Raw genomic sequence first — 22,618 nt, forward strand, 5'->3', positions numbered from 1 at the left:
AGGGCTCCGGCTTTGTGTTGTGCGAGTGAATGAATCGCCGGTTAGCGAACCTTGAAGCGATCGATCATCGCCACCAGTCGCTCGTTGGACGCCATCAGCGCGTCAACGCTGGTGTCGGTCTGCTGACCACAGCCCACCAGCTCACCGACCATGTGCCGAATGGCGATCATGTTCTGGTTGATCTCCTCGGTCACCGCGCTCTGCTCCTCTGCCGCCGTTGCAATGTGCGCGCTCAGGTCATGAATGCGCAGCACGGAACCAGCCATGCCATCCAGGCCTTCGTTGACCCGCGACGTGCGGTCGGCGGTGGACTGGCAGCTGACTTTGGTTTTTTCCATCGCGCCCACGGCAGTGCTCACGCCCTGCTCCAGCCGCGCGAGCATCTCGTTGATCTCCGACGTGCTCTGCTGGGTACGACCGGCCAGCGCCCGCACCTCATCGGCCACCACCGCAAAGCCACGGCCCTGCTCACCTGCCCGCGCCGCTTCAATGGCCGCGTTGAGGGCCAGCAGGTTGGTTTGCTGGGCGATGCCGCCGATAACCCCGAGCACATCGGTGATGCGCTTGGCATCGACCTGCATTTCCTGCACGTATTTCGTCGCGTCTTCGACTTCCGCCACCAAGGCCCGCACGCTGACCGAGGCTTCGTCGACGACGTCACGGGAACGCTGCGCTGCGTCATTGGCCGATTGGGTAAAGCTCGCCGTCTGCGTCGCGCTCTCGGCGACGCTGTCGGCGGTGGCGCTCATCTCGTTGATCGCGGTCACCGCCTGATCGGTTTCCGAAGCGTGACGGTTGAGGATCTGGTTGATGTTGCGCGACTGATCCTGCAACTGCACCAGCCCGGCCGAGATCTGCTCGGTGCCGTTGCGCACCTCGACAATCATGGCTTGCTGGAAGGCGATGAACTTGTTGACCGAATGGCCAACAGCGTCCAGCTCGTCCTGGCCTTTGATCGGAATACGGCGGGTCAGGTCAGCCTCACCCGAAGACAGCGCGTCGATGTTGGTGCGCAGAACGGTCACGCGTGCCAGCAGACGGTGGAAGGCAAAGCCCAGCACCACCAGCAACAGAATGACCAGCGGGATCTGCAACCAGCCCAGGGTCTTCAGCACTTCGGTGCTGCTGGCGGTGAGCATGGCGGTCGGCAGCGACGTGGCGATGACCCACGGCGTGCCCGCGACCGGACGCAGGAAGAAGGTCAGATCACCCAGTTGCGGGTCGATGTATTCCTGGGAATACACAGCGTCGCCGGAGATCTTGCCCAGACCCTCCTGAATGGCCTTGGCGAACATCGACTGGCCGCTGAAGCCGGAAATGTTCTTGAGGATGATTTCGCCGGGGATGCGGCTCTGGTTGGTCAGGATCTTGCCGTCGCGCTCGACGATCATCACCTGACCCTGAATGTCTTTTTCCTTTTCCTGGATCAGGCCGTTGAAGAAGCCCAGGGTGACGTCGATGGTCGAAACGCCGTACAGCGCGCCATCCTTGTAGATGCCCATGGCGCAGTTGGTGCGCGGCTGCGGGCTGGCTTCGTCCTGGTAGGCAGCGGCCCAGGCGCATTTGCCCTTGGGTGCGTTCTGCCCGGCGCGGTGCCATGGCTGTTCCCAGTAGTTGGGCGCAGGGTCGGAGTTCCAGAAGGTGCTCACCACCAGTTGGCCACTGCCGTCACGGTGGAAGAATGAGCTGTGCTTGTTGCGCCCCGGGGTGCGCTTGTCCGGCATCGGCCAGACGCCGCCGCCAAAGACTTTCTGATCGCCGTACTGATCAACCAGGCCTGGCAGCACCTTGTCGATGCCATCGCTGTCCAGCAGCGGCACCGCCTGGGTGATCGCCCGGGACTGGGCCTCTACGCGGGCCAAGTCCGACAGGATACGCGTGCCGATCTGATCAACCTGGCTCAGGACTACCTGCTCCTGGGTCGCGCGGACCTTGGGCGTGACCAAGTGAACGATGCCCTGTTCAGTGATCACCGCGATCACCACAATCAAGGCCACAAATATGACCGTATAGCGCGCCTGCACTGTTTTAAACATCGTCGTCCCCATGCCAAATATTTTGTAATTGTTTTGCATACTCCTGATGGGCTATCGACCGAAAGTCGCCAAGGATGAGGGGCGCAAAAAAAAGGTTTTTCCCCCGGCCCGGCGGGGCGTCATTGCACCGGGAGGAAGTTCAGGAACAGCAGGCTCTGGGCGTAATTCAAACCGATGCGTCTATATCGCTCGTCGAGCATCTGGGTGAGCAGATCCAGGCGCGCCACGATCTTGCCGAATTCAGTGGCAAAACTGAGGTTGCTGCCCTCCTCCGAAATTTCGTTGGAGAACAGCAACAGCTCGCCATTGGCGTTCTGTCGCTGGCTCAGCAGCCAGGTGGCCTTCTCGATATTGCGCGCGGCGTTGCTGACGAAGGTCGGGTTGATCTGGTCGGTCATGAAAAATTCCAGGCGCCCGCCGTGGGCCGTGACCAGCATGCTGCCGATGGCATAGATGAACGCACCGACGCGGTCGCCAAGAAACTCCGGGCTCAGGGCGTAGCTCAGCGCGGCGAGGTCACGCCGGGTGCCCAACTGCGGCAACGGCTTCTGTTGCTCGATGGCCTGTCGCACGTTGCGCTCCGCACTTGCGGCGTCAACGAAGCCGGACTTGCGCCACTCGCCGGGATTGCGCAGGTAGAGTTTGTTCATCAGCAGATAGAGGCTGTCGAGGTTGTCGGCCATGGCCAGTGTGGCCATGCGGTCCACGCTGGTCTGGAAGAACTCCTGGGGGCGGGTCTCGCTGAACTGCGTGGCGACATCCCGGCCGTCCTGGCGCGTACAACCCGCCGCGCAGAGCCCGAGCATGCACAGGGCAAACAGCGGGCGCAGGTGACGGCAAACGGATAAAACAGTGAACACGGCGAGCATCAATCCCAGGTTTCAACGAACGGGACACCGCGTTCATCAGCGCGTCCCGGCCAAGGTCAGAACGGCTGAAGGCAAAAAAGTGCAATGTCGGCGGCAAATCCGCGTTTAAAGCGGTTCGGCAGACATGTGAGCTTTCATGCAAATGATTCCCTCATCCATTTGACGCCGCCGTCCGCTTTCACCAAGCTAGCCGCCTTCGCATGATTCTCAGGAAACACCCCGCGTGATGACCACAAGCCTGCTCTGGCGCCGTTTCGTATTTTGCCTCGCTCCCCTGATCGCCCTGCTCGCCGCCTGTGACGGCGGTGCGCCGAAGACCAAGCCCTCCGAAGCGACGACCTACGTCAGCGTCGAGTGGGACAAACTGCCGGCGGTGAACGACACCGACCTGATGGCGGGCTACAACAGCTGGTTCTCGGCGTGCAAGCGTCTGGCCAAAGACCCGGTCTGGGGTGGCACGTGCGCCCTCGCCGCCCAGGTGCCACAAAATCCTGCGGCGGTGCGCGACTTTCTCAAGAACCAGCTGCAGGTCTACAGCCTGCGTTCCTCCGAGCACGGCGCCAACGGCCTTATCACCGGCTATTACGAGCCCATCTACAAAGGCAGCGAGCAGCGCAACGACGCACACCCGGTGGCGGTGTATGGCGTGCCCGATGACCTGATCATCGTCAACCTCGACAGCATCTATCCCGAGCTCAAGGGCAAGCGCCTGCGCGGGCGCCTTGACGGCCGCGTGCTGCGTCCCTACGACGACGCCGCCACCATCGGCAACAAAGGCGCCAACGCCCCCGTGCTGGCCTGGCTGGAAAACCCCATCGACCTGCAGTTCCTGCAAATCCAGGGATCGGGTCGGGTTCAGCTGGAGAACGGCCGTCAGCTGCGCATCGCCTATGCCGATCAGAACGGCTACCCGTACAAGCCGATCGGCCGCTGGCTGGTGGAGCAAGGGCAATTGACCAAGGACGAAGTGTCCATGGGCCGCATCCGCGACTGGGCGATTGCGCACCCCGAACGCGTGAATGAACTGCTGGGCAGCAACCCGAGCTACGTATTCTTCACTCAGCGCCCGGACAGCACCGAAGGCCCGCGCGGCTCGCTGAACGTGCCGCTGACCGCTGGCTACAGCGTGGCGATTGATCGCAAGGTCATCCCCCTCGGCAGCCTGTTGTGGCTGTCATCGACCCGCCCCGACGGCACGCCGCTGGTACGCCCGGTTGCGGCGCAGGACACCGGCGGCGCCATCGCCGGCGAAGTCCGCGCCGATATGTTCTGGGGCACCGGCGACGCGGCCGGCGAGCTGGCTGGCAATATGAAGCAGCAAGGCCAGATCTGGATGCTGTGGCCTAAAGGTGCGGCCCTGCCGGATGCCAAACCCAAGGACTGATCGAGCTGAACCGCCGCCTGATACGCCACCCGCGTCAGGCGGCGTGTATCGCGGGTTGAACTGAAATCGGTTTCAGGCATCACAGCATGCTTCTTCCCGGAAACCCTTCTCGATCTCCCATGAATACCTCCGACACCCCGCATGACTTCAACATGGGCTGGCTGCTCTTCGCCCTCGCCATGGGCGCGTTTGCCATCGGCACCACCGAATTTGCCTCGATGACCCTGCTGCCGTTTATTGCCGGCGATTTCCAGGTCACCCAGCCGCTCGCCGGGCACGCCATCAGTGCCTATGCATTGGGCGTGGTGATTGGCTCACCGGTGATCATGGTCCTCGGCGTACGCCTGCCGCGACGGGCGCTACTGGTGGCCCTCGCTGCCTTCATCGGAATCGCCAATGGGCTGAGTGCCGTGGCGCCTTCGCTGCCGTGGCTGGTGTTCTTCCGCTTTCTGAGCGGGTTTCCCCATGGCGCGTATTTCGGCGTGGCCATGCTGCTGGCCGCGTCCCTGGTGCCGAAGAATCGCCGCGCCCAGGCCGTCTCCCGCGTTTTCATGGGGCTGACCATCGCCACCATCATCGGCGTGCCGTTCGCCACCTGGATCGGCCAGACCATCGGCTGGCGCTGGGGCATGGCCATTGTTGCCGGGCTGGCTGCCATCACGGCGGTGCTGATCCGCTGCCTCGCCCCCGCGTCCCCTGCCCAGGCAGACGCCAGCCCGTTGCGCGAACTCAACGCCCTGCGCTCGCGGCAGGTGTGGCTGACCCTGGGCATCGCCGGGATCGGCTTCGGCGGGATCTTCTGCGTGTACACCTATCTGGCCGCCACCCTGATCGAGGTCACCCATGCATCGAGCTTCATGATTCCGGTGGTAATGGCGGTGTTCGGTCTGGGTACCACGGTGGGCAATCTGATCTGCGGCTGGGCCGCCGACCGCGCCACCATGCTCGCCGCTGGCGTCTCGCTGGGCTTCACCGCGCTGGTGCTGGCGCTGTATCCCTCGGCCACCGATAACCTGTGGCTGCTCATTCCGCTGGTGTTTTTCATTGGTTGCGGCGTGGGCCTGGCGGCGATCCTGCAAACCCGCCTGATGGACGTTGCGCCCCATGCGCAATCTCTCGCGGGCGCACTGGTGCAGAGCGCGTTCAATATGGCCAACGCCATTGGGCCGCTGGCGGGTGGCGCCGTGATTGCGGCGGGATACGGCCTGCCGGCCACGGGCTATGCGGCAGCGGCATTGACGCTGGGCGGTCTGGGCATGTGGTATTGGGCGCTGATGGATGCACGGCAGGGTGATCGCCGCGTTGCCCGGCAGGCTTCCGGGTCAGTCTGATGCCGCGAGCTGTTTGATTGCGCGGTTGATCCGAGCTCTGCCCTGACACTGCGTCCGGGCGAGCTCCAGACCTGTCACACGTTGGGGTCTGCCTCATCGGGCGACGGGAACAACGTATCGACCTTGTGCTTGCTTGAAGTGCGAACCGGCGCCATGGCAGCGGACTCCGCCAGGCGTGTGGCCATTTCCCAGTGACGGGATTCCTGCCCTTCAGGCTTGCCTTCGGACTCCCAGATCAACTGGGCCAACTGACGAACAGTGTCTTCGTCGACATTCATGCGTATCCCCCATTGATGCTTGCGCAGGACATTGGCCGGCGCCAGAGCGGTGCCGAATCCAGCCTCCGCTACGGTACCCGCCATGAATAGTACCAGCCGATAACGAGGGTAAATGACGGGCGTGCAAAGGCCGGCGAACGCAAGCCGGCCGCTGGTCGGACTTAACGGATCCACCGGAAATCGGCGGCGAACCACGATGGCCTCCTCAATCCCTGTTGCGTTTGAGCAACAGGCTGGCAACCAGGCCAAGGCCTGCAGCCACGCCGACGGCGGCCCAGGGATGGGTCGTCACGTAGGATTTGGCATTGCCCACCGCGCGGGTCAACGCAGGTTGGGCTTCCATCTCGATCTCGGTCACTGCGCTGGTGCCGCGGGCCAGAAAATCCTTCAGCCGCTCACGGGCCTGGGTGGTGCGATCCTCATTCAAGGCATCCCCAGCCGCCAGCAAGGCATTGGTCTCGTCGAGAAAAGTGTTCAGCTCGGAACGGGTTTTCTGATAAAGATCGTCACGCAGTTGTTCGGTGATATCGCTTGCCATAATAGTTTTGCCTCCTGGGTGTGAGAAAGGTTGACTGAAGCGCCAATCGATTCGTTCCAGTGACTTCGAAAAAACCTCTTTTCGCCGCACCGCAATTGATCATGCACCGCTCGCGGTGCAGCCTGAATCGGGATTCAACAGCCGTATGACGTATTTAAAAGGGACTCAATGAAAGTCGTGCCGATCCTCGAACTGCCCGCCGATCAACAGGCCAGCGTTCGGCAACTGCGCAACCAGCCAGACGTGCGCAAGTTCATGTACACGGACCATGAAATCGGCGAGGCCGAGCATCTGAACTGGCTTGAGGGGCTGCGTGACAGCGCCCGGCAGCAGGTCTTCGTCATCGTGATGGAAGCTGCGCCCGTTGGCGTTGTGTCCCTGAGCGCCATCAACACCACCCACGGCACAGCGGACTGGGCCTTTTATCTCGACACCACGCTGCAGGGCAAAGGGCTCGGCAGTCAGGTGGAGTTGTGGATGCTCGACCACGCGTTCGGCGCTGCAGGACTGGAAAAACTCAATTGCGAAGTGCTTGAGATCAACCCGGCGGTGATCAAGATGCACCAGAAATTCGGCTTTGTGATCGAGGGCGTACGGCGGGAACACATCGTGCGCGATGGCAAGCGTATCGACGCCGTGCTGCTGGGTATCACCAAAAGTGAATGGCAGGCGCAGCGGCCCAAGGTGCTAGCCGCGGTGGAGCGGATTGCAGGACGTCGCTAGCGCATTGTGCAGAAATGCGCGCTCATGCTTGGCTTGATGCGGGTGGAGCTGTTCGCAGATCAGGCGATGTTAAGCAGGCGAACCGCCGGGCGTTCATCGGCTTTGCAGTACAAATAGTCGCGCCATTTTCTGAAAGCGCTCTGCTGCCGCACGAAAGCCTCTTCCCATTGCATGCCGCCGATGTGCTCGACGGGGATAGACATCATCTGCTCAGTTGCCTGATCCAGCTCGCTGATCAGGTCGAGTGCGTTAGGAATATCGTTGGTCTGAGGTCTCATCCGGGGCACCTTATTTTTTGATTAATGAATGGAGTGCCCAACCCCTTGTTAGTGCTCGCGTTCCGACGAGTGGCTCGTTTGTGTAACACATTCGTCGTGTTGTAAGAAAAACCCCACGCTGGGTGGGGTTTGGTGTGACATCGGCCGCTAGCTGTTACCGGGAGAGGGCTCTTCGTCCTCGTCGACAGGCGGATTGTCGGTAATCTCCATCTCGTCCAGCCCCTTGTTCCGGGCTGCGATGGCGGCATCCTCTTCGTTGTCGATGCCTTCAGCCGAGTCGGCACTTGCGTCGGGATAGACCTCTTCTTCGCTACCCGGCTCCGCTGGGCCCTGATATGCGTTATCTGGCCCGTTGTCTTCGATACCCATGATGACCTCCAGTACGAGTCGCAGGAAATCTGCGCTTACAGGACAGAGGTGCATCAGGAAGGATTAGTGCCCGGTGGAAGATGAATGGCGCGTGAAGCCGATGGAAACTGATCTGCCGGTCATCGCGATCAGGCCGGCCTCCACAGGCACATTTCGAGATCTGCCCCCGGAGCCAGTCTGTTCGCCGGCTCCCCTCTTTGCCCAGCCTTCGGCCCAGCCTGTCGCTCGAAATGACTCTTCAACAGGCCTGTACACTGAGCAACGCACTGAATGCGACGAACAAAAAAACCGCCGAAGCGGTTTCTTTTGTGCAGCCCACCGTGGGGGTCGTCACACCTTGAAGCGAGCCACCATGTTCTGCAGCGTATTGCCCAGGCGTGCCAGTTCCAATGTCGAGGCAGCACTCTGCTCCGTCGCGGTAGCAGACTGGTCAGCGACGTCACGAACACTGATCACGCTGCGATTGATTTCGTCGGTCACCGCGCTCTGCTCCTCGGCCGCAGCCGAAATTTGCTGGCTCATTTGCTCTATCGTGCCAATGGAACGCGTAATCTCTACGAGGGCTTGCTCGGCCTGCCGCGCCAGCTCGACGGTGCCCTCTGTTCGCCGCATGCTGGCGTCCATCAAGCTCGACGCTTCCACAGTGCCGTGCTGGAGGGCCTGGATCAGCGCTTCGATTTCAGTGGTCGAGCTCTGTGTCCGCTGGGCCAATGACCGGACCTCGTCGGCCACCACTGCAAAGCCGCGACCCTGTTCGCCGGCGCGTGCAGCTTCGATGGCGGCGTTGAGTGCGAGCAGATTGGTCTGCTCCGCCACGGCCTTGATCACGTCGATGACGCTGCCGATCTTATCGCTGTCATGGGTCAGACGCTGCATCGCCACGCCCAACTGCCCGACCTCTCCAGACAGCTGACTGATTTCCTTGGTTGCATGCTGTACGACCGTGCTGCCATGGGCCGCACGCTCGGTCGCTTGCCGGGCCGCACGCGACGCATCCTCGGTGTTTTGTGCAACTTCCTGCACGGTTGAAGCCATTTCATTCATGGCAGTTGCCACCTGGTCCACTTCCAGTTTCTGCTGGGTGACGCCAGCGCTGGTCTGTTCGGTCGCGGCCGACAACTCTTCGGCGGCGGTTGCGATCTGGGTAATGCCCTGTCCGATGCCACCAATCAGTTCACGCAAGGAAGACGTCATGTGCTGCATGGTGTTTTGCAGCAGGCCCAGTTCGTCTTTCCGGTCTGTGCCAATGTCGTAGGTCAGGTCGCCATCGGCGATGCGACGGGCAGCGATGACGCTGTCGTTCAGTGGACGAGTGATCTGGCGGGTGATCAATGCTGCGGCGAGAACACCCAGTAACAGCACCACTAACGCAACACTGAACAACTGGATGATCGCATTGCTCTTTTCATTGTTTGCTGCAACGACCTGGGAGGCCATCAAGTCCTCGACACTTTTTACGGTGTCGGTCGTCAGCTTTTGTAACGCGTCACGTATCTGGTCATTTTGTTGCAGCATCTGCGAGATCGTCGCCATGTTCTCCTTGTACTGCCGGAGCGCGACAAGCGAGGTGTCAACTGCTGCAGTTGACTGCGCGGGTAACTGGCTTCGGGCTTCAGCCACCTGGCTAACCAGTGCGTCGGCAGTCGCAAAAGTGGCCCGGCGATTGTCTTCGGTAGGAATGCTCAAGTAACGACGGAATACCAGACGGAAGTTGGTCATACCATTGCGCAGGTCGCCTGCAATTTTCACATGGTCGATACCGGCCTGGTCTGGCGAGTTTGAAGCATCGTCCAACGTCTTCTGCAGCAGGCTCTCGAAGGTCGCGCTTACTTCATCCGAGACCTTGATCAACGGTTTCATCGCCCCATCGATTTTCTGGTTGTTGCTGACCAGTTGATCGAAGGTTTTCTTGAGTTCTGCTGCCTGGTTATCGATCCCCCTGAGCATGTCCACGTTTTTGGCGACGGTCAGGATCTGCAAACCTTTATCGATGGTGCTGTTCAATGACGCAAGGGCAACGCTATACGCTTCCGCAGCGCCGGCACTTGGGCTGGCCGCGTAGGTTTGCGACGCCACTTTAACGTCGAGCATATCGGCTTTCACTTCAGCGACCCTGGCTGCTTTCTCCAGTCGCTGGATAAGCAGGTTCGCGCTGCCATACCCAATCCCGGTAACCACCAGAACGCCCAGCAGAATGGCACCAAAGCCCAAGCCGAGCTTCTTGCTTACTTTCAAATTATCCAACCAGTTGGATCTCATCGCCTTTTAACCTTTGATTTTTTCGTAATGCTCTGTTATCGACTCCTTATATAAAAAGTTAATCAAAAGGATCATCGTTAAAACTGATGATTTAGTTCGAATTTCTCTATCGATCGTGGTTGATCACCCTCGGCCCCGGCCAGGCTTCAGAACCCGGGCTCTGCGTTCGGGAGGGTTGAAGGGCACGCCCAACCTCATTCGAATGGCTGATTTTCGCCATTCGGGAGCGGGTGCCACGGTGGAATTAAGGGAAACCACGTGCAACGCTCGTTTCTGACAGCGATGACCCTAATTGCACCTCACGATCCACAGCTGACCGATTTGTGTCGTAAAGCTCTGACTCATCAGATCCCGCCGCATGGCCCACTCAGGGGCAGCCGGCACACTCGCCGCGCGCAGCGTTCCACGCCCCCACTTGGCATTGATCTTATCCAGCACGTTCATCACCTTCTCGGCTTCCACGGGTTGCGAATGGGCGAACAGGTCGTCGGTAAATTCGCCGGGCTGCCGCAGGTCCATTAAAAGGACTTCGGCCTTGCTGTATTTGAAGCCTTCCCGGAATAACCGGTTGACCGCTTCCGTTGCCGCTTTCGTCATCAAGCGCACGTCATTGGTGGGGTACGGCAATTCGACCAGAGCGCCGTTGGCATATTTGGCCTCCTCAGGATTGAACATCCCCGTTCGGATACTGACCCGGATTTTTTTGCACAACGAGTTCTGTGCCCGGAGCTTTTCCGCGGCGCGCTGGGTATAGGTGGCGACGGCTTCCCTGATGGGCTCGATAGTTGTCAAACGGCTGCCAAACATTCGGCTGCAGCAGATCTCCTGCTTCGGCGGATCGACCTCCCCCAACTCCAGGCATGGAGTGCCGGACAACTCGCGCGCAGTCTTCTCGATCACAACGCTGAATTTCTGCCGCAGCGTCCAGGGATCGGCCTTCGCCAGATCCATCGCGGTCTTGATCCCCATGACTTCGAGATGGGCCTTCATGCGCTTGCCCACGCCCCACACTTCGCCGACGTCCGTGTTACGCAACGTCCAGTCACGGTTGAACGGATCGCAGATATCGACCACCCCGCCGGTCTTCGCCAGCAAGCGTTTTGCCGTGTGATTGGCGAGTTTTGCCAGTGTTTTGGTGCGAGCGATCCCCACGCCCACCGGAATGCCGGTGCGCTTGTAGAGGGTCGCCCGAATCTGCCTGCCGAACGCCGTCAAGTCGCCGGGGATGCCAGACAGGTCAGCGAAGGCCTCGTCGATGCTGTAGACCTCCAGCGCGGGGACCATTGATTCGATGATGCTCATGACCCGCTCGCTCATGTCGCCATACAGCGCGTAATTGCTGCTGAACGCGATCACACCGTCTCGGCGCAACTGGTCCTTGATCTGAAAGTAAGGCGCACCCATCTTCACGAAGGGCTTTGCGTCATAGCTTCGGGCAATCACGCAACCGTCGTTATTCGACAACACCACGATGGGCGTTTTGGCGAGGTCAGGCCGAAAGACGCGCTCGCAACTCGCATAAAAGCTGTTGCAGTCGATCAGCGCAAAGACGGGCTCAGGCTTTGTCATGATCGCGAACGCTGAATCACCACGCCCCAGATCACCCGATCGGCCGGTACGTGAAAGAAGTAAAGACGCAGCTTTTCGGCGCCGGCCGACGATGGGCCAAGAAAGGTGACGCTCATGATGCAAGCCTTGCCGTGAATAACTGTACATATATACAGTTAACGTTCTAGCCTGCCTCCGGTCAATGTACTGTGTAGGAATTTTCGACGGGTGACCGTAGGTGCGGACGCTACTCGATCTACGAGTCTGCGGACCATTGCTCTGAGGGGCTTGTGCCGCTGACCGAAAACTGACCCATTAAAGGCTGTTCTGCCGACTGAAAACTGACCCAGGTGTTCAATTGCTTCTGCTCACTTTCCGAGCAGGAGAACACTAGGTGATCAGCATGGAAATGATGAGGAAAATTCGGCGGATGTACTTCCGCGACAAGCTCTCGCTGCACCAAATAGCCAAGCGTACCGGGCTATCCAGAAACACCATCCGAAAGTGGATCAGAGCCCCCCGAAGTCAAACAGCCGGTGTACCAGCGGCAAGCCGCTTTCAACAAGCTCAGTCCTTTCCACGACACGCTGGAGCAGGCACTCAAAGCCGATTCGCTTCGGGCAAAACACAACCGCAGAACCGCAAAGGGTCTCTTTGAGCAGATCAAAGCCGGGGGCTACGACGGCGGTTACAGCCATCTGACCGCCTTTATCCGCGCGTGGCTCGGCGATTAAGGAAAATCCTTGCGAGCCTTTGTGCCGTTGACGTTCGCGTTGGGCGAGGCTTTCCAGTTCGACTGGAGTGAAGAAGGTCTGCTGATCGGCGGGCTGTTCAGGCGGATCCAGGTCTCCCACATGAAGCTCTGTGCCAGCCGTGCATTTTGGCTGGTTGCCTACCCCAGCCAAGGTCACGAGATGTTGTTTGATGCCCATACTCGCTCGTTCGGAGCATTGGGTGGTGTGCCGCATCGCGGCATTTACGACAACATGACAACGGCTGTCGACAAAGTCAGCAAAGGCAAAGGACGAACGGTCAACGCCCATTTTGCCGTGATGTGCTCGGATTATTTGTTCGACCCAGACTTCTGTAACGTAGCCTCAGGTTGGGAAAAAGGGATCGTCGAGAACAACGTCCAAGATAGTCGGCGACGCATCTGGCTCGATGCTCAAGACTGCCTGTTTCATACCTTCGATGAGCTGAATGTCTGGCTCGGCCGACGCTGCCGGACTCTCTGGAGTGAGCTGCCGCACCCGCAATACAAAGGGCTTACTGTGGCAGATGTCCTGGAGCTGGAGCGGGTGGAAATGATGCCGAAGCCCAGCGCTTTCGACGGCTATGTCGAACGCACCGTGCGGGTCTCCAGTACCTGCCTAATCAGCGTGGCACGCAATCGTTATTCGGTGCCTTGCGAGCGCGTCGGTCAGTGGGTCAGCAGCCGTTTCTATCCCTCGCGGGTTGTTGTCGTTGCCGATGAGACAACTATCGCCAGCCACGAACGGCTTTTTGATCGAGACCAGGTCAGCTACGACTGGCAGCACTACATCCCGCTGATCGAGCGCAAGCCTGGCGCACTTCGCAATGGTGCTCCGTTTGCCGATTTACCCAAACCATTGCGCCTGCTCAAGCGTGGCCTGCGGCGTCACGCTAACGGTGATCGCGTCATGACACAGGTGTTGGCTGCAGTGCCCATTACCGGCCTGGACTCCGTTCTGGTGGCCGTAGAACTGGTGCTTGAGTCTGGCAGTTTGAGCGCGGATCACATCCTGAATGTCCTGGCTCGACTGACGTCCAGCGCACCACCCCCCTCAGTGGAAACGAGCCTTCAGCTGAAGGTCGCACCGGCGGCCAACACGGCCAGGTATGACCAACTGCGTGCGAAAGATGAGGAGAGCCGAAATGCGTGACTTGATGGCAGAACTTAAAGAGCTTCGTCTGCACGGCATGGCGCACGCTTGGGAAGAATTGGCTGCGCAAGGAGAGGCGTCGACGGCGCCCTCAAAATGGCTGCTGGAGCATCTGCTCCAGCAGGAGCAAGCAGATCGTGCCGTGCGCTCCGTGAATCATCAGATGAACATGGCCAAGCTTCCCATGCACCGTGACTTTGTGGGCTTTGACTTCAGCGCTTCCAGCGCTGATGCTCGACTGGTCAAGGAGCTATCCAGCCTGGAGTTCACCGAGACGGCCCAAAACGTGGTGTTTATCGGCGGGCCTGGAACCGGAAAAACACACTTGGCCAGCGCACCGGCTGTGTCCGGGATCACCGTTCACAACAAACGAGTCCGCTTCTTCTGCACGGTAGACCTGGTCAATCTGTTGGAACGTGAAAAGTGCGATGGGAAAACGGGCCGGATTACACAGGGGCTGCTCCGCACCGACCTCGTCATCCTTGATGAGCTGGGCTATCTGCCGTTCAGCCAGAGCGGTGGCGCGTTGCTGTTTCATCTTCTGTCCAAGCTCTACGAGCACACCAGCGTGATCATTACGACCAACCTGAGCTTCTCGGAATGGTCGAGTGTTTTTGGCGACGCGAAAATGACCACCGCGCTGCTGGATCGACTGACGCACCACTGCCACATCGTCGAAACGGGTAATGAATCCTATCGTCTGCAACACAGCACCCTGGCTGACCAGACAAAGATCAGGACACGAGAACGTAAGCGTAAGGAAGAGGATGCAGTTGAGGACGATGAGCCATTTTGATCCGCATCGGAAAATGCCCTGTCACATGCGCACATGTGGTGGGGCTTTCGATCCTTTGAGATCGACAGGACTGCTGCGCTAATCCACAATTGCTGATAACAAATCGGCAATCTGCCCTGGGTCATTTTTCAATCGGCAGGGTGGGTCAATCAGCGCCAAGGGGGTCAAGACACCTTGCTGACGAATGACTACGTTGAACCTGCGTCAGGACATCTCTGCCATTCTCGCCGCCGCCTCCCCTACCACCTCCCGAATCTTGTCCATCAACGCCTGCGCCGCAGGCGATTGAAGCGCCCCCGCTCTGGAGATCAGGCCAATGGGGCGCGTGGTGTGGCTAAGGGAAAGCGGCAATCGCACCAGCTCACCGCTGACCATTTCGTGTTCCAGTTGATGCGCCGAAACAGCAGCGAGCATGTCTGAGCGCAGCAACACACCGCGCAAAATCGCCAGGTCGCCCGTTTCAATCACTGGGCTGGGTGCGGCGATGCCGATGTGGGCAAAAAACGCGTCTAGCAGTTGCCGTGCCGGAGATCCGGCGCGAGGCAAGATCCAGCGGGCGGCACTCAAGTCCTCATAGACAGGCGTCCGCTCCAGCCAAGGGTGGTCGCGGCGTACCAGGATCACCATTTCCTCCCGCAGCAAGGCTTCGCTATGCAGATCGCTGGCGTAGACCGACGGGCGCAGAGCGCCGAGTACGAAATCCACATCGCCAGCGCGCATTTCACTGGCTAGCAGGTCAAACGGGCTTTCGTTTGTGACGACTCGTACGTGGGGGTGTTCCAGGGTCAGGCGCACGATGGCTTCTGGCAGTATTCCCGTGCGCCCGAGCGGCAAGGCCCCCACGTGCACGGCACCTTGAAGGGAACCACTCAACGCGGCGATGTCCGCATCGATGTGACGCAGTTCATTCAGTGCTCGCCGCACTCGCAGCAACATTGCAAGGCACGCGCGGGTCGGCAGCAAACCGTGGGGCGTGCGTTCAAACAGGCCCGCACCACTGCCCTGCTCCAGCACTTTGATAGCGGCACTGATCGCAGGCTGCGAAACGCCTAGGGCACTCGCCGTGGTTTGCATATGGTGGGTTTCACAGAGTTTCGTGAACATTTCCAGGCGGCGGGTCTGGAACAGGTAAAGCGGCTCGGCGGAGTGGCCCAGCACCTGCCCCAGCAAAGACGGAACGGCCAGCAATTCCTCCAGGGCCCGGCGAGCCCGAGGAATGACACGGTCTCCGTAATCGGTCAGACGCATACCATTGACGGTGCGTTCGAACAGCAAGACGCCGAGGCGCTTCTCCAGCGTCAGGATGGCGCGTGTCACGACAGGCTGTGCACGAAATAGCACGGCAGATGCCTTGGATACGCTGCCGTATTCGACAACGCGAAGGAACGCGCGAACCTGCATCAAATTGGGCAACTCAGGACTCTGCATGCCTACCTGCCGTGTTTTCGAGAAAGCGGGTGCACAGCATGCATAACTCATCCCGATAAGTAAAACGCATACCTATTGCCGCCGAACGCATTATTCAACCTCCCCCTCAAATGCGACTGTGGGTGCTATCAAACAGCCGCAAGAAGAGCCCTTCGATGATCAATAAAACAAAAACTGCATTAGTCGTCAGCGCCCACTCTGCCGATTTCGTCTGGCGCGCAGGTGGCGCCATCGCCCTGCACGCCCAACGAGGTTATGCCGTACACATCGTGTGCTTGTCCTATGGCGAAAGAGGTGAGTCGGCCAAGCTCTGGCGCAAAGGCGAGATGTCTGAAGACAAGGTCAAAACCGAGCGTCGCAGCGAAGCTGAAGCCGCAGCGGAGATACTTGGCGCGTGCGTGGAATTCTTCGACATCGGCGACTACCCGATGCGCGCCGATAAAGAGACACTGTTTCGTTTGGCCGATGTGTTTCGTCGCGTGCAACCGGAGTTCGTCCTCAGTCACTCGATCAAAGACCCCTACAACTACGATCACCCGCTGGCGATGAACCTGACGCAGGAAGCGCGCATCATCGCTCAGGCCGAAGGCTACAAGCCTGGCGAAAAAATTGTGGGTGCCCCACCCGTTTACAGCTTCGAACCCCATCAGCCTGAGCAATGCGAATGGCGCCCGGATGTGCTGTTGGACATCACCGAGGTCTGGGATAAAAAATATGCCGCCATCCAGTGCATGGCTGGCCAGGAGCATCTCTGGGAATACTACACCCGTGTCGCCCTACAACGCGGTGTGCAGGCCAAGCGCAATGTGGGTATCGCCTCTACCCGTAACATCGTATATGCCGAGGGCTACCAAAGCCTCTTCCCACGGGTGACGGAGAATCTGGCATGAGCACACTGATCGGAAAAACCGGCATTGTGGTACGTAATATTCCCCGTGCTGACTCGGCACTGATCGACGAACTGGATCGCTTCGGCGTTGCCACCGTGCATGAGTCCCAAGGACGCAAAGGTCTTTTGGATTCTGCGATTCGCCCGATCCAGCAGAACCAGAGCATCAGCGGAACGGCTGTAACCGTGTTGGTCGCGCCGGGCGATAACTGGATGTTTCACGTAGCTGTCGAACACTGCCAACCCGACGACATTCTGGTGGTCGCGACATCGTCGCCATGCACCGATGGCTACTTTGGCGACTTGCTCGCCACCTCGTTGATGGCCCGAGGGGTACGTGCCCTGATCATTGACGCCGGGGTACGCGATACCCGGACGCTGCGGGACATGGGCTTCAAGGTATGGTCGCGAGCGGTTCATGCCCAAGGCACAGTCAAGGAAACCCTGGGCTCGGTCAACATACCGATCATCTGCGCCGGCCAGTTGGTCGAGCCCGGTGACGTCGTAGTGGCTGACGATGACGGCGTGGTCATTGTTCGCCGCGAAGAGTTACCCGGCGTGTTTGAAACCAGCCGAAAACGCGCTCGAATCGAAGAGCAGAAACGGGTGCGCCTGGCAGCCGGCGAATTGGGGCTGGATATCTATGAGATGCGTCAGAAGCTCGTCGACCGGGGCCTGACTTACTACGACAGCCTCACAGACCTGCAAGGATGACCTTCATGCGCCAGACCCGAATTCCGTGCCTCATGATGCGTGGAGGTACATCCAAGGGCGCTTACTTCCTGGCTGACGATCTGCCGCCTGAAGGTAAGCTGCGTGATCAAGTATTACTGGCCGTCATGGGCTCACCCGATGCACGCCAGATAGATGGCATCGGGGGAGCAAATTCGCTGACCAGCAAGGTCGCCATCATCAGCCGTTCAGATCGCCCGGATGCTGATGTCGATTATCTGTTTGCTCAGGTTTCAGTCGAACACGCTCAAGTTGATTACGGCCAGAATTGCGGAAACATCCTTGCCGGCGTCGGCCCCTTTTCAATCGAGCGAGAGCTGATCAGCGCAGACGAATCGCTGACGACCGTACGGATTTTCATGATGAACACCGGCCAGATCGCCGTGGCTAACGTCCGAACACCAGGTCGCATCGTCGAGTACGCAGGGGATACCCGCATCGATGGCGTTCCTGGCACCAGTGCTCCTCTGATTGTCGAGTTCGAAGACATTGCCGGCTCCAGTTGCGGAGCGCTCTTGCCTACCGGAAATGCCATTGACCGCTTCGATGGCATTGAAGTGACGTGTATCGACAATGGAATGCCTGTTGTGCTGATCAGGGCGACTGATGTGGGGTGCACGGGCGATGAAAACCCCGAGCAACTGGACGCCAACATGGCGCTCAAAGCGTTGCTGGAATCGATCCGGCTGCAGGCGGGCCCGTTAATGGATCTGGGGGATGTGCGCAAGCGCACAGTACCGAAAATGTCCCTGATAGCAGCCCCCCGCAACGGAGGCGCTATTGGCAGCCGTACCTTCATTCCTCACCGCTGTCATACATCAATAGGGGTGTTCGGCGCTGTCAGCGTCGCCTCTGCCTGCCTGATTCAAGGGACAGTCGCGAGCAGTTTGGCCCAAGTAGAAACAGGTGATCGAGTCCAATTGTCTGTCGAGCATCCAACCGGCGAGTTCACGGTGGAGCTGCGTGTAATTGACGGTCAGTTAGCCGGTTGCGGGTTGGTGCGAACGGCACGGCTGTTGTTCGAAGGCAACGTGCTCATTCCTGGCGACGTCTGGCAAAAACCGGTGAAATCGTAATGACCACGACCGTATCTATGATCGGCTTCGGCGAAGCCGGTGCCATTCTGGGCGAGGATCTTGCAGCACAGGGCGTGAAGATCTACGCCTATGATCGACTCCTTGAAGACCCGGCCAAACGAGCCGCGCTGCATGAAAAAGCCCAGCGGTGTGGCGTTCAACTGTGCGAGGGTGCGGCTCAAGCGATAGCGCTTGGCGAGTGGATCATTTCAGCCGTCACAGCGGATAACGCACTCGAAGTCGCACTGGACGCGGCGCCACTGATGAAGCCCGGACAACTGTTTATCGACATCAACTCGGTGGCGCCCTCTACGAAGCGGGCAGCAGCCAAAGCGATGGAGCTGCATGGCGTCGATTACATTGATGCTGCAGTCATGGCGCCGGTACCGCCACAACGCTTGAAAACACCCATCCTGTTAGGCGGCGAACACGCCACCCTGGTCGCTGAACGATTAAGCGGGCTAGGCATGAACGTGCGGGTAGTGGCTAATGTGATTGGCGTAGCGTCAGCGATAAAGATGTGTCGAAGCATCATGATCAAAGGCCTGGAAGCACTCACCACTGAATGTCTGAGTACCGCTCGCCAGTACCATGCCGACGGTGAGGTGCTGGCGTCATTGCACCAGAGTTTTCCGCAGATGGGTTGGGACGGCGCCCTACCCCACTACTTGATCAGTCGCGTGGCCGAGCACGGTCGGCGTCGCGCAGAGGAAATGAAAGAGGTCGCAAAAACCGCTCGCGACGTCGACGTGGTTCCGAACATGAGCCAAGCCATCGTCAGCGCTCAGCTCGGGCTCGTCGATGCCATGCTTGATGCCGATATTGATTACTCACACCTTGAGCCATTCGACTGGATAAACCTGATCGACACGGTGTATGGCAGTCCAATCGCTCATGAAAGCACTGTCCGGGAAAAGCGGTAACATAGCCTTTTTCCCATAGTCGCACTCATGGATCTAAAACAGCTCGAATGTTTCGTACGGGTGGCCGAGTTCGGAAGCTTCACCAAGGCCGCCGCCGTACTGAACATCTCACAGTCGGTCGTTAGCCGTCAGGTCAGGCAGCTTGAGGTCGAACTGCAGGAGCATCTGCTCTTGCGAAATGGTCGAGGCGTCTTACTGACCGCTTCCGGGCAACGCTTGTTCGATCACGGCAAAGGCATCTTGCGGCAGGTGCAGGTGGCGCGTGAAGACCTGCGCGAACAACGCGATACGTTGTCTGGCAAGGTCGTCGTCGGGCTTCCTCCCAGTATTTCCCGACGCCACACTGTGGCAGTGGTCTCTGCCTTCCGAGAGCGCTTTCCTGACTGCATATTGGGGATCAAAGAAGGGCTGACTCATTCGATGCGCGAGTGGCTGCTCTTGGGTCGCCTCGATTTCGCACTGCTCTTCAATCCTGGCCACAGCGCACAACTGCAATATGAGCACATTCACTCAGAACCATTGATGCTCATAGGTAGCCAGCACTCGAACCTCCCTTCCCAGGTATCGATGAAAGACTTGGGCCAATACCCTTTAATCACTCCCAGCGAACCTCACTCCATACGCCGCCTCATCGAGAATGAAGCGTCGAGGCATGAGGTGCATCTGAACGTTTGCCTGGAGGTCGATAGCATCCCGTCGCTATTGGAATTGATCAATCTCAACATGGGCTACGGCGTACTGTTTCGCTCGGCCTTGGCCAACGGCGACGGAAAACTCGAAGGACTCAAAGCTGCACAGATCGTTGATCCATCAATCCAGACGCACTTATTTATCGCAACGTTTGAGCAGCGCCCGCTGTCTCGCCTGGCACAACAGACCATGTCATTGGTTCGTGAAATCTGCATAGACTGAATAGACGCATGCAAAATCCGCATAACTGCTAGAGCCTGTGTCTTGTTGTTGTAAGGCGTCGAGGCGGCCACCATCGGCTATCGCTTCCGCTAACGATAATAAAGGACACGAGATGAAAAGCTGCCTCGCCCCTGACGCCAACCCAACAAAACCAAAGCAGCCGCTTCCTGTAGGTGCGTGGGATGCGCACTGCCATGTATTCGGTCCTGCGGCTGATTTCCCTTATGCCGAAGATCGTAGCTATACCCCGCCAGACGCCCCATTTGAAACATTGCAGGCATTGCACAACCACTTGGGGTTCACGCGCGGTGTAATTGTCCAGGCCAGCTGTCACGGCAGTGACAATCGCGCAATGCTCGACGCTATTGCACGGAGTGAAGGACGGTATCGAGGCGTAGCAATCGTTGACGGCAGCGAAACCGATGAACAGCTTGCCGAGATGGACGCCGGCGGTGTTCGTGGCGTGCGATTCAACTTCGTTGCACATCTGGGTGGCGCGCCAGATCTGGACGTCTTTGATAGCACTGTGGATCGCCTTGCGGATTTGGGATGGCATGTCGTCCTGCACCTTGATGCACAAGACATCCTGACTTATGCCGAAAGATTGGCGCGGATACCCGTACCTTTCATCATCGACCACATGGGTCGCGTCAAAGCGCAGGATGGTATTGAGCAGCAGTCCTTCCGGGCATTGCAGCAACTGATGGAAAATCCGCTGGCGTGGGTCAAGGTATGTGGCGCAGAGCGTGTATCGGTCGGGCGGCGACCATTCGAAGATGCCGTTCCGTTCGCGCAGAAGCTGATTGAGCTAGCGCCGGAACGCGTCCTGTGGGGCACTGATTGGCCGCATCCAAACATCAGTAAAGACATGCCCAACGACGGCGGGTTGGTGGATCTGATGTTCAATTTCTGTACCGATCCTCTGCTGCGTCAAAAACTGCTGATCGATAACCCGATGAAGCTCTACGGCCGTTAAGTGCACCCAGCTTTGCTGCATCTCCAAAAATAAGACTTACAGTGAGTGAAAGCCATGAACCCCAGCCCTGCATCTGCTCAGGCAGAAGTAACCCTTCCCGCCAAGGTGAAAACCAAGCCGCCGTTCTATCGCGCGATGTACTTTCAAGTCCTGTTGGGGATTCTCGCGGGAGTCGCCGTCGGCCATTTCTGGCCAACCTTTGCCGCCGACCTCAAGCCACTGGGCGATGCGTTCATCAAGCTGATCAAGATGATCATCGGCCCTGTAGTTTTCTGCACAGTCGTCACCGGCATCGCCGGTATGCGCGACCTGAAAAAGGTCGGTCGGGTCGGAGGGAAAGCACTGCTCTACTTCGAGGTCATTTCGACGGTATCGCTGCTGATAGGCCTTATCGGTGGGCACCTTTTCAATCCAGGGGCAGGCTTCAATGTCGATGTGAATACCCTGGACGCGTCGGCAGTCACCGGGTTCGCCGAGAAAGCTCAGCACATGCACATGGTTGAATTTCTGATGGGGATCATTCCCTCGACGTTTGTGCAGGCCTTTGCCGAAGGTAACGTGCTTTGCATATTGCTGGTCTCCGTGCTCTTCGGGTGCGCGCTGTCAGCCATGGGCGAGAAAGGCAAACCGGTCTACGACATGATCGAAGGGCTGTCCGGCGTGTTCTTTCGCATTGTGCACATCATCGCCAAGCTTTCCGCCATCGGCGCGTTCGGCGCCATCGCGTTCACCGTCGGTACTTACGGTGTCGGTGCGCTCCTGCCGCTGATGAAACTGGTCGGCAGCTTTTATATCCTGTGTGCATTGTTTGTCATCGTGGTGTTGGGTGGCGTGGCGAAAGTTTGCGGGTTCAGCATCCTGCGCTTTATCGCTTACATCAAAGAGGAGTTGCTGGTCGTGCTTGGCACCAGTTCATCGGAAGTGGTGCTGCCGCAGATCATGGAAAAGATGGAGCGACTCGGGTGCTCCAAACCAGTCGTCGGGCTGGTCATTCCCACCGGCTACTCCTTCAACCTCGACGGTACCAACATCTATCTGACGATGTCAGTGCTCTTCATCGCTCAAGCGCTGAACATCGACCTGTCACTTTCTCAACAACTGACGTTAGTCATCGTGGCCATGCTCACCTCCAAGGGTGCCAGCGGTGTGTCAGGCGCCGCCTTTGTCATGCTGACCAGCACCTTGATGGTGGTGCCGCTTGTACCGGTGGCGGGCATGGTGTTGATTCTGGGTATCCACCGCTTCATGGGCACCGGACTCGCCATGACTAACCTGGTGGGTAACGGTGTCGCCGCGCTGGTTGTCTCAGCGTGGGAAAAAGAACTGGATCACGACAAGCTCGCCCAGGAACTTGGCACCAAGCCGTAAA

20 protein-coding genes and 2 pseudogenes are annotated in these 22,618 nt (G+C 58.8%); 12 read left to right on the top strand and 10 right to left on the bottom strand.

Features of this window, described 5'->3' with window-relative positions; translation table 11 throughout:
- Positions 1-41: 41 nt before the first annotated feature.
- Positions 42-2,036, bottom strand: coding sequence for a methyl-accepting chemotaxis protein (locus AC07RO_RS06945; RefSeq protein ID WP_192171935.1), 1,995 nt, complete (start codon positions 2,034-2,036; stop codon positions 42-44).
- 119 nt (positions 2,037-2,155) lie between these two features.
- Positions 2,156-2,842 (bottom strand): hypothetical protein, encoded by a 687-nt coding sequence (locus AC07RO_RS06950; RefSeq protein ID WP_282369985.1) that lies wholly within the window; start codon positions 2,840-2,842, stop codon positions 2,156-2,158.
- A 289-nt stretch (positions 2,843-3,131) separates the two neighbouring features.
- Between AC07RO_RS06950 and mltA the strand changes: the two genes are divergently transcribed.
- Positions 3,132-4,289 (top strand): murein transglycosylase A, encoded by a 1,158-nt coding sequence (gene mltA / locus AC07RO_RS06955; protein ID WP_282369987.1) that lies wholly within the window; start codon positions 3,132-3,134, stop codon positions 4,287-4,289.
- A 119-nt stretch (positions 4,290-4,408) separates the two neighbouring features.
- On the top strand, positions 4,409-5,620 hold the full coding sequence (locus AC07RO_RS06960; protein WP_282369948.1) for an MFS transporter: 1,212 nt from the start codon (positions 4,409-4,411) through the stop codon (positions 5,618-5,620).
- Between the two features lie 74 nt (positions 5,621-5,694).
- Here AC07RO_RS06960 and AC07RO_RS06965 read toward each other — a convergent pair whose 3' ends face one another.
- Together AC07RO_RS06965 and AC07RO_RS06970 are read right to left on the bottom strand one after the other, a co-directional pair.
- Complete coding sequence (locus AC07RO_RS06965) at positions 5,695-5,982, bottom strand: DUF2934 domain-containing protein (protein WP_282369950.1); 288 nt, start codon at positions 5,980-5,982, stop codon at positions 5,695-5,697.
- Positions 5,983-6,103: 121 nt separating this feature from the next.
- On the bottom strand, positions 6,104-6,436 hold the full coding sequence (locus AC07RO_RS06970) for an ElaB/YgaM/YqjD family protein (RefSeq protein WP_192171937.1): 333 nt from the start codon (positions 6,434-6,436) through the stop codon (positions 6,104-6,106).
- A 168-nt stretch (positions 6,437-6,604) separates the two neighbouring features.
- Between AC07RO_RS06970 and pseH the strand changes: the two genes are divergently transcribed.
- Positions 6,605-7,159, top strand: a complete 555-nt coding sequence (gene pseH / locus AC07RO_RS06975) for a UDP-4-amino-4,6-dideoxy-N-acetyl-beta-L-altrosamine N-acetyltransferase (protein WP_495085647.1) — start codon at positions 6,605-6,607, stop codon at positions 7,157-7,159.
- Between the two features lie 59 nt (positions 7,160-7,218).
- Here the strand turns inward: pseH and AC07RO_RS06980 are convergent, their stop codons facing one another.
- The 5 genes and pseudogenes from AC07RO_RS06980 to umuC all read right to left on the bottom strand — a co-directional run bounded on the left by AC07RO_RS06980 (position 7,219) and on the right by umuC (position 11,634).
- Positions 7,219-7,437 (bottom strand): hypothetical protein, encoded by a 219-nt coding sequence (locus tag AC07RO_RS06980; protein WP_192171939.1) that lies wholly within the window; start codon positions 7,435-7,437, stop codon positions 7,219-7,221.
- Between the two features lie 147 nt (positions 7,438-7,584).
- Positions 7,585-7,806 (bottom strand): hypothetical protein, encoded by a 222-nt coding sequence (locus tag AC07RO_RS06985; RefSeq protein WP_346629881.1) that lies wholly within the window; start codon positions 7,804-7,806, stop codon positions 7,585-7,587.
- 330 nt (positions 7,807-8,136) lie between these two features.
- On the bottom strand, positions 8,137-9,009 hold the full coding sequence (locus AC07RO_RS06990) for a methyl-accepting chemotaxis protein (protein ID WP_442969456.1): 873 nt from the start codon (positions 9,007-9,009) through the stop codon (positions 8,137-8,139).
- A pseudogene (locus AC07RO_RS06995) lies at positions 8,992-10,065 on the bottom strand (methyl-accepting chemotaxis protein); the annotation flags it as partial. The pseudogene AC07RO_RS06995 and the gene AC07RO_RS06990, both read right to left, overlap by 18 nt.
- Before the next feature lie 288 nt (positions 10,066-10,353).
- Positions 10,354-11,634, bottom strand: a complete 1,281-nt coding sequence (gene umuC, locus AC07RO_RS07000; protein WP_495085758.1) for a translesion error-prone DNA polymerase V subunit UmuC — start codon at positions 11,632-11,634, stop codon at positions 10,354-10,356.
- 382 nt (positions 11,635-12,016) lie between these two features.
- On the opposite strand from umuC, the pseudogene istA reads away from it, so the two are divergent.
- Positions 12,017-13,517, top strand: a pseudogene (istA, locus tag AC07RO_RS07005) (IS21 family transposase).
- Positions 13,510-14,313, top strand: a complete 804-nt coding sequence (gene istB / locus AC07RO_RS07010; protein WP_495085648.1) for an IS21-like element helper ATPase IstB — start codon at positions 13,510-13,512, stop codon at positions 14,311-14,313. Before istA ends, istB begins: the two are co-directional and overlap by 8 nt.
- A gap of 204 nt (positions 14,314-14,517) precedes the next feature.
- Here istB and AC07RO_RS07015 read toward each other — a convergent pair whose 3' ends face one another.
- Positions 14,518-15,741: a LysR family transcriptional regulator gene (locus tag AC07RO_RS07015; RefSeq protein WP_495085649.1), complete on the bottom strand. Its 1,224-nt coding sequence runs from the start codon at positions 15,739-15,741 to the stop codon at positions 14,518-14,520.
- Positions 15,742-15,896: 155 nt separating this feature from the next.
- Between AC07RO_RS07015 and galB the strand changes: the two genes are divergently transcribed.
- From galB to AC07RO_RS07050, 7 genes are all read left to right on the top strand, one after another.
- Positions 15,897-16,631 (top strand): 4-oxalmesaconate hydratase, encoded by a 735-nt coding sequence (galB, locus tag AC07RO_RS07020; RefSeq protein ID WP_495085650.1) that lies wholly within the window; start codon positions 15,897-15,899, stop codon positions 16,629-16,631.
- Positions 16,628-17,344: a 4-carboxy-4-hydroxy-2-oxoadipate aldolase/oxaloacetate decarboxylase gene (locus AC07RO_RS07025; RefSeq protein WP_346628368.1), complete on the top strand. Its 717-nt coding sequence runs from the start codon at positions 16,628-16,630 to the stop codon at positions 17,342-17,344. The genes galB and AC07RO_RS07025 overlap by 4 nt, the downstream gene beginning before the upstream one ends.
- Before the next feature lie 5 nt (positions 17,345-17,349).
- Positions 17,350-18,438, top strand: coding sequence for a 4-oxalomesaconate tautomerase (locus AC07RO_RS07030; RefSeq protein ID WP_495085651.1), 1,089 nt, complete (start codon positions 17,350-17,352; stop codon positions 18,436-18,438).
- Entirely contained in the window at positions 18,438-19,361 is a 924-nt protein-coding gene (locus AC07RO_RS07035) for an NAD(P)-dependent oxidoreductase (RefSeq protein ID WP_495085652.1), read from the top strand. The genes AC07RO_RS07030 and AC07RO_RS07035 overlap by 1 nt, the downstream gene beginning before the upstream one ends.
- Positions 19,362-19,388: 27 nt before the next feature.
- Complete coding sequence (locus tag AC07RO_RS07040; protein ID WP_346628371.1) at positions 19,389-20,273, top strand: LysR family transcriptional regulator; 885 nt, start codon at positions 19,389-19,391, stop codon at positions 20,271-20,273.
- Between the two features lie 112 nt (positions 20,274-20,385).
- Entirely contained in the window at positions 20,386-21,249 is an 864-nt protein-coding gene (locus tag AC07RO_RS07045; protein ID WP_346628372.1) for an amidohydrolase family protein, read from the top strand.
- Positions 21,250-21,303: 54 nt separating this feature from the next.
- On the top strand, positions 21,304-22,617 hold the full coding sequence (locus tag AC07RO_RS07050) for a dicarboxylate/amino acid:cation symporter (protein WP_346628373.1): 1,314 nt from the start codon (positions 21,304-21,306) through the stop codon (positions 22,615-22,617).
- The last annotated feature ends 1 nt before the right edge of the window (position 22,618 follow it).

The sequence above is a fragment of the Pseudomonas sp. GW821-FHT07F05 genome, from assembly GCF_059418765.1.

Coding starts and splice junctions, on each gene's coding strand:
- AC07RO_RS06950 (WP_282369985.1), bottom strand. CDS start 2,842: ATGCTCGGGCTCTGCGCGGCGGGTTGTACGCGCCAGGACGGCCGGGAT.
- pseH (WP_495085647.1), top strand. CDS start 6,605: ATGAAAGTCGTGCCGATCCTCGAACTGCCCGCCGATCAACAGGCCAGC.
- AC07RO_RS06965 (WP_282369950.1), bottom strand. CDS start 5,982: ATGGCGGGTACCGTAGCGGAGGCTGGATTCGGCACCGCTCTGGCGCCG.
- AC07RO_RS07040 (WP_346628371.1), top strand. CDS start 19,389: ATGGATCTAAAACAGCTCGAATGTTTCGTACGGGTGGCCGAGTTCGGA.
- AC07RO_RS07025 (WP_346628368.1), top strand. CDS start 16,628: ATGAGCACACTGATCGGAAAAACCGGCATTGTGGTACGTAATATTCCC.
- AC07RO_RS07035 (WP_495085652.1), top strand. CDS start 18,438: ATGACCACGACCGTATCTATGATCGGCTTCGGCGAAGCCGGTGCCATT.
- mltA (WP_282369987.1), top strand. CDS start 3,132: ATGACCACAAGCCTGCTCTGGCGCCGTTTCGTATTTTGCCTCGCTCCC.
- AC07RO_RS07015 (WP_495085649.1), bottom strand. CDS start 15,741: ATGCAGAGTCCTGAGTTGCCCAATTTGATGCAGGTTCGCGCGTTCCTT.
- AC07RO_RS07050 (WP_346628373.1), top strand. CDS start 21,304: ATGAACCCCAGCCCTGCATCTGCTCAGGCAGAAGTAACCCTTCCCGCC.
- galB (WP_495085650.1), top strand. CDS start 15,897: ATGATCAATAAAACAAAAACTGCATTAGTCGTCAGCGCCCACTCTGCC.
- AC07RO_RS06945 (WP_192171935.1), bottom strand. CDS start 2,036: ATGTTTAAAACAGTGCAGGCGCGCTATACGGTCATATTTGTGGCCTTG.
- AC07RO_RS07030 (WP_495085651.1), top strand. CDS start 17,350: ATGCGCCAGACCCGAATTCCGTGCCTCATGATGCGTGGAGGTACATCC.
- AC07RO_RS06985 (WP_346629881.1), bottom strand. CDS start 7,806: ATGGGTATCGAAGACAACGGGCCAGATAACGCATATCAGGGCCCAGCG.
- AC07RO_RS07045 (WP_346628372.1), top strand. CDS start 20,386: ATGAAAAGCTGCCTCGCCCCTGACGCCAACCCAACAAAACCAAAGCAG.
- umuC (WP_495085758.1), bottom strand. CDS start 11,634: ATGACAAAGCCTGAGCCCGTCTTTGCGCTGATCGACTGCAACAGCTTT.
- AC07RO_RS06970 (WP_192171937.1), bottom strand. CDS start 6,436: ATGGCAAGCGATATCACCGAACAACTGCGTGACGATCTTTATCAGAAA.
- AC07RO_RS06980 (WP_192171939.1), bottom strand. CDS start 7,437: ATGAGACCTCAGACCAACGATATTCCTAACGCACTCGACCTGATCAGC.
- AC07RO_RS06990 (WP_442969456.1), bottom strand. CDS start 9,009: ATGCAGCACATGACGTCTTCCTTGCGTGAACTGATTGGTGGCATCGGA.
- AC07RO_RS06960 (WP_282369948.1), top strand. CDS start 4,409: ATGAATACCTCCGACACCCCGCATGACTTCAACATGGGCTGGCTGCTC.
- istB (WP_495085648.1), top strand. CDS start 13,510: ATGCGTGACTTGATGGCAGAACTTAAAGAGCTTCGTCTGCACGGCATG.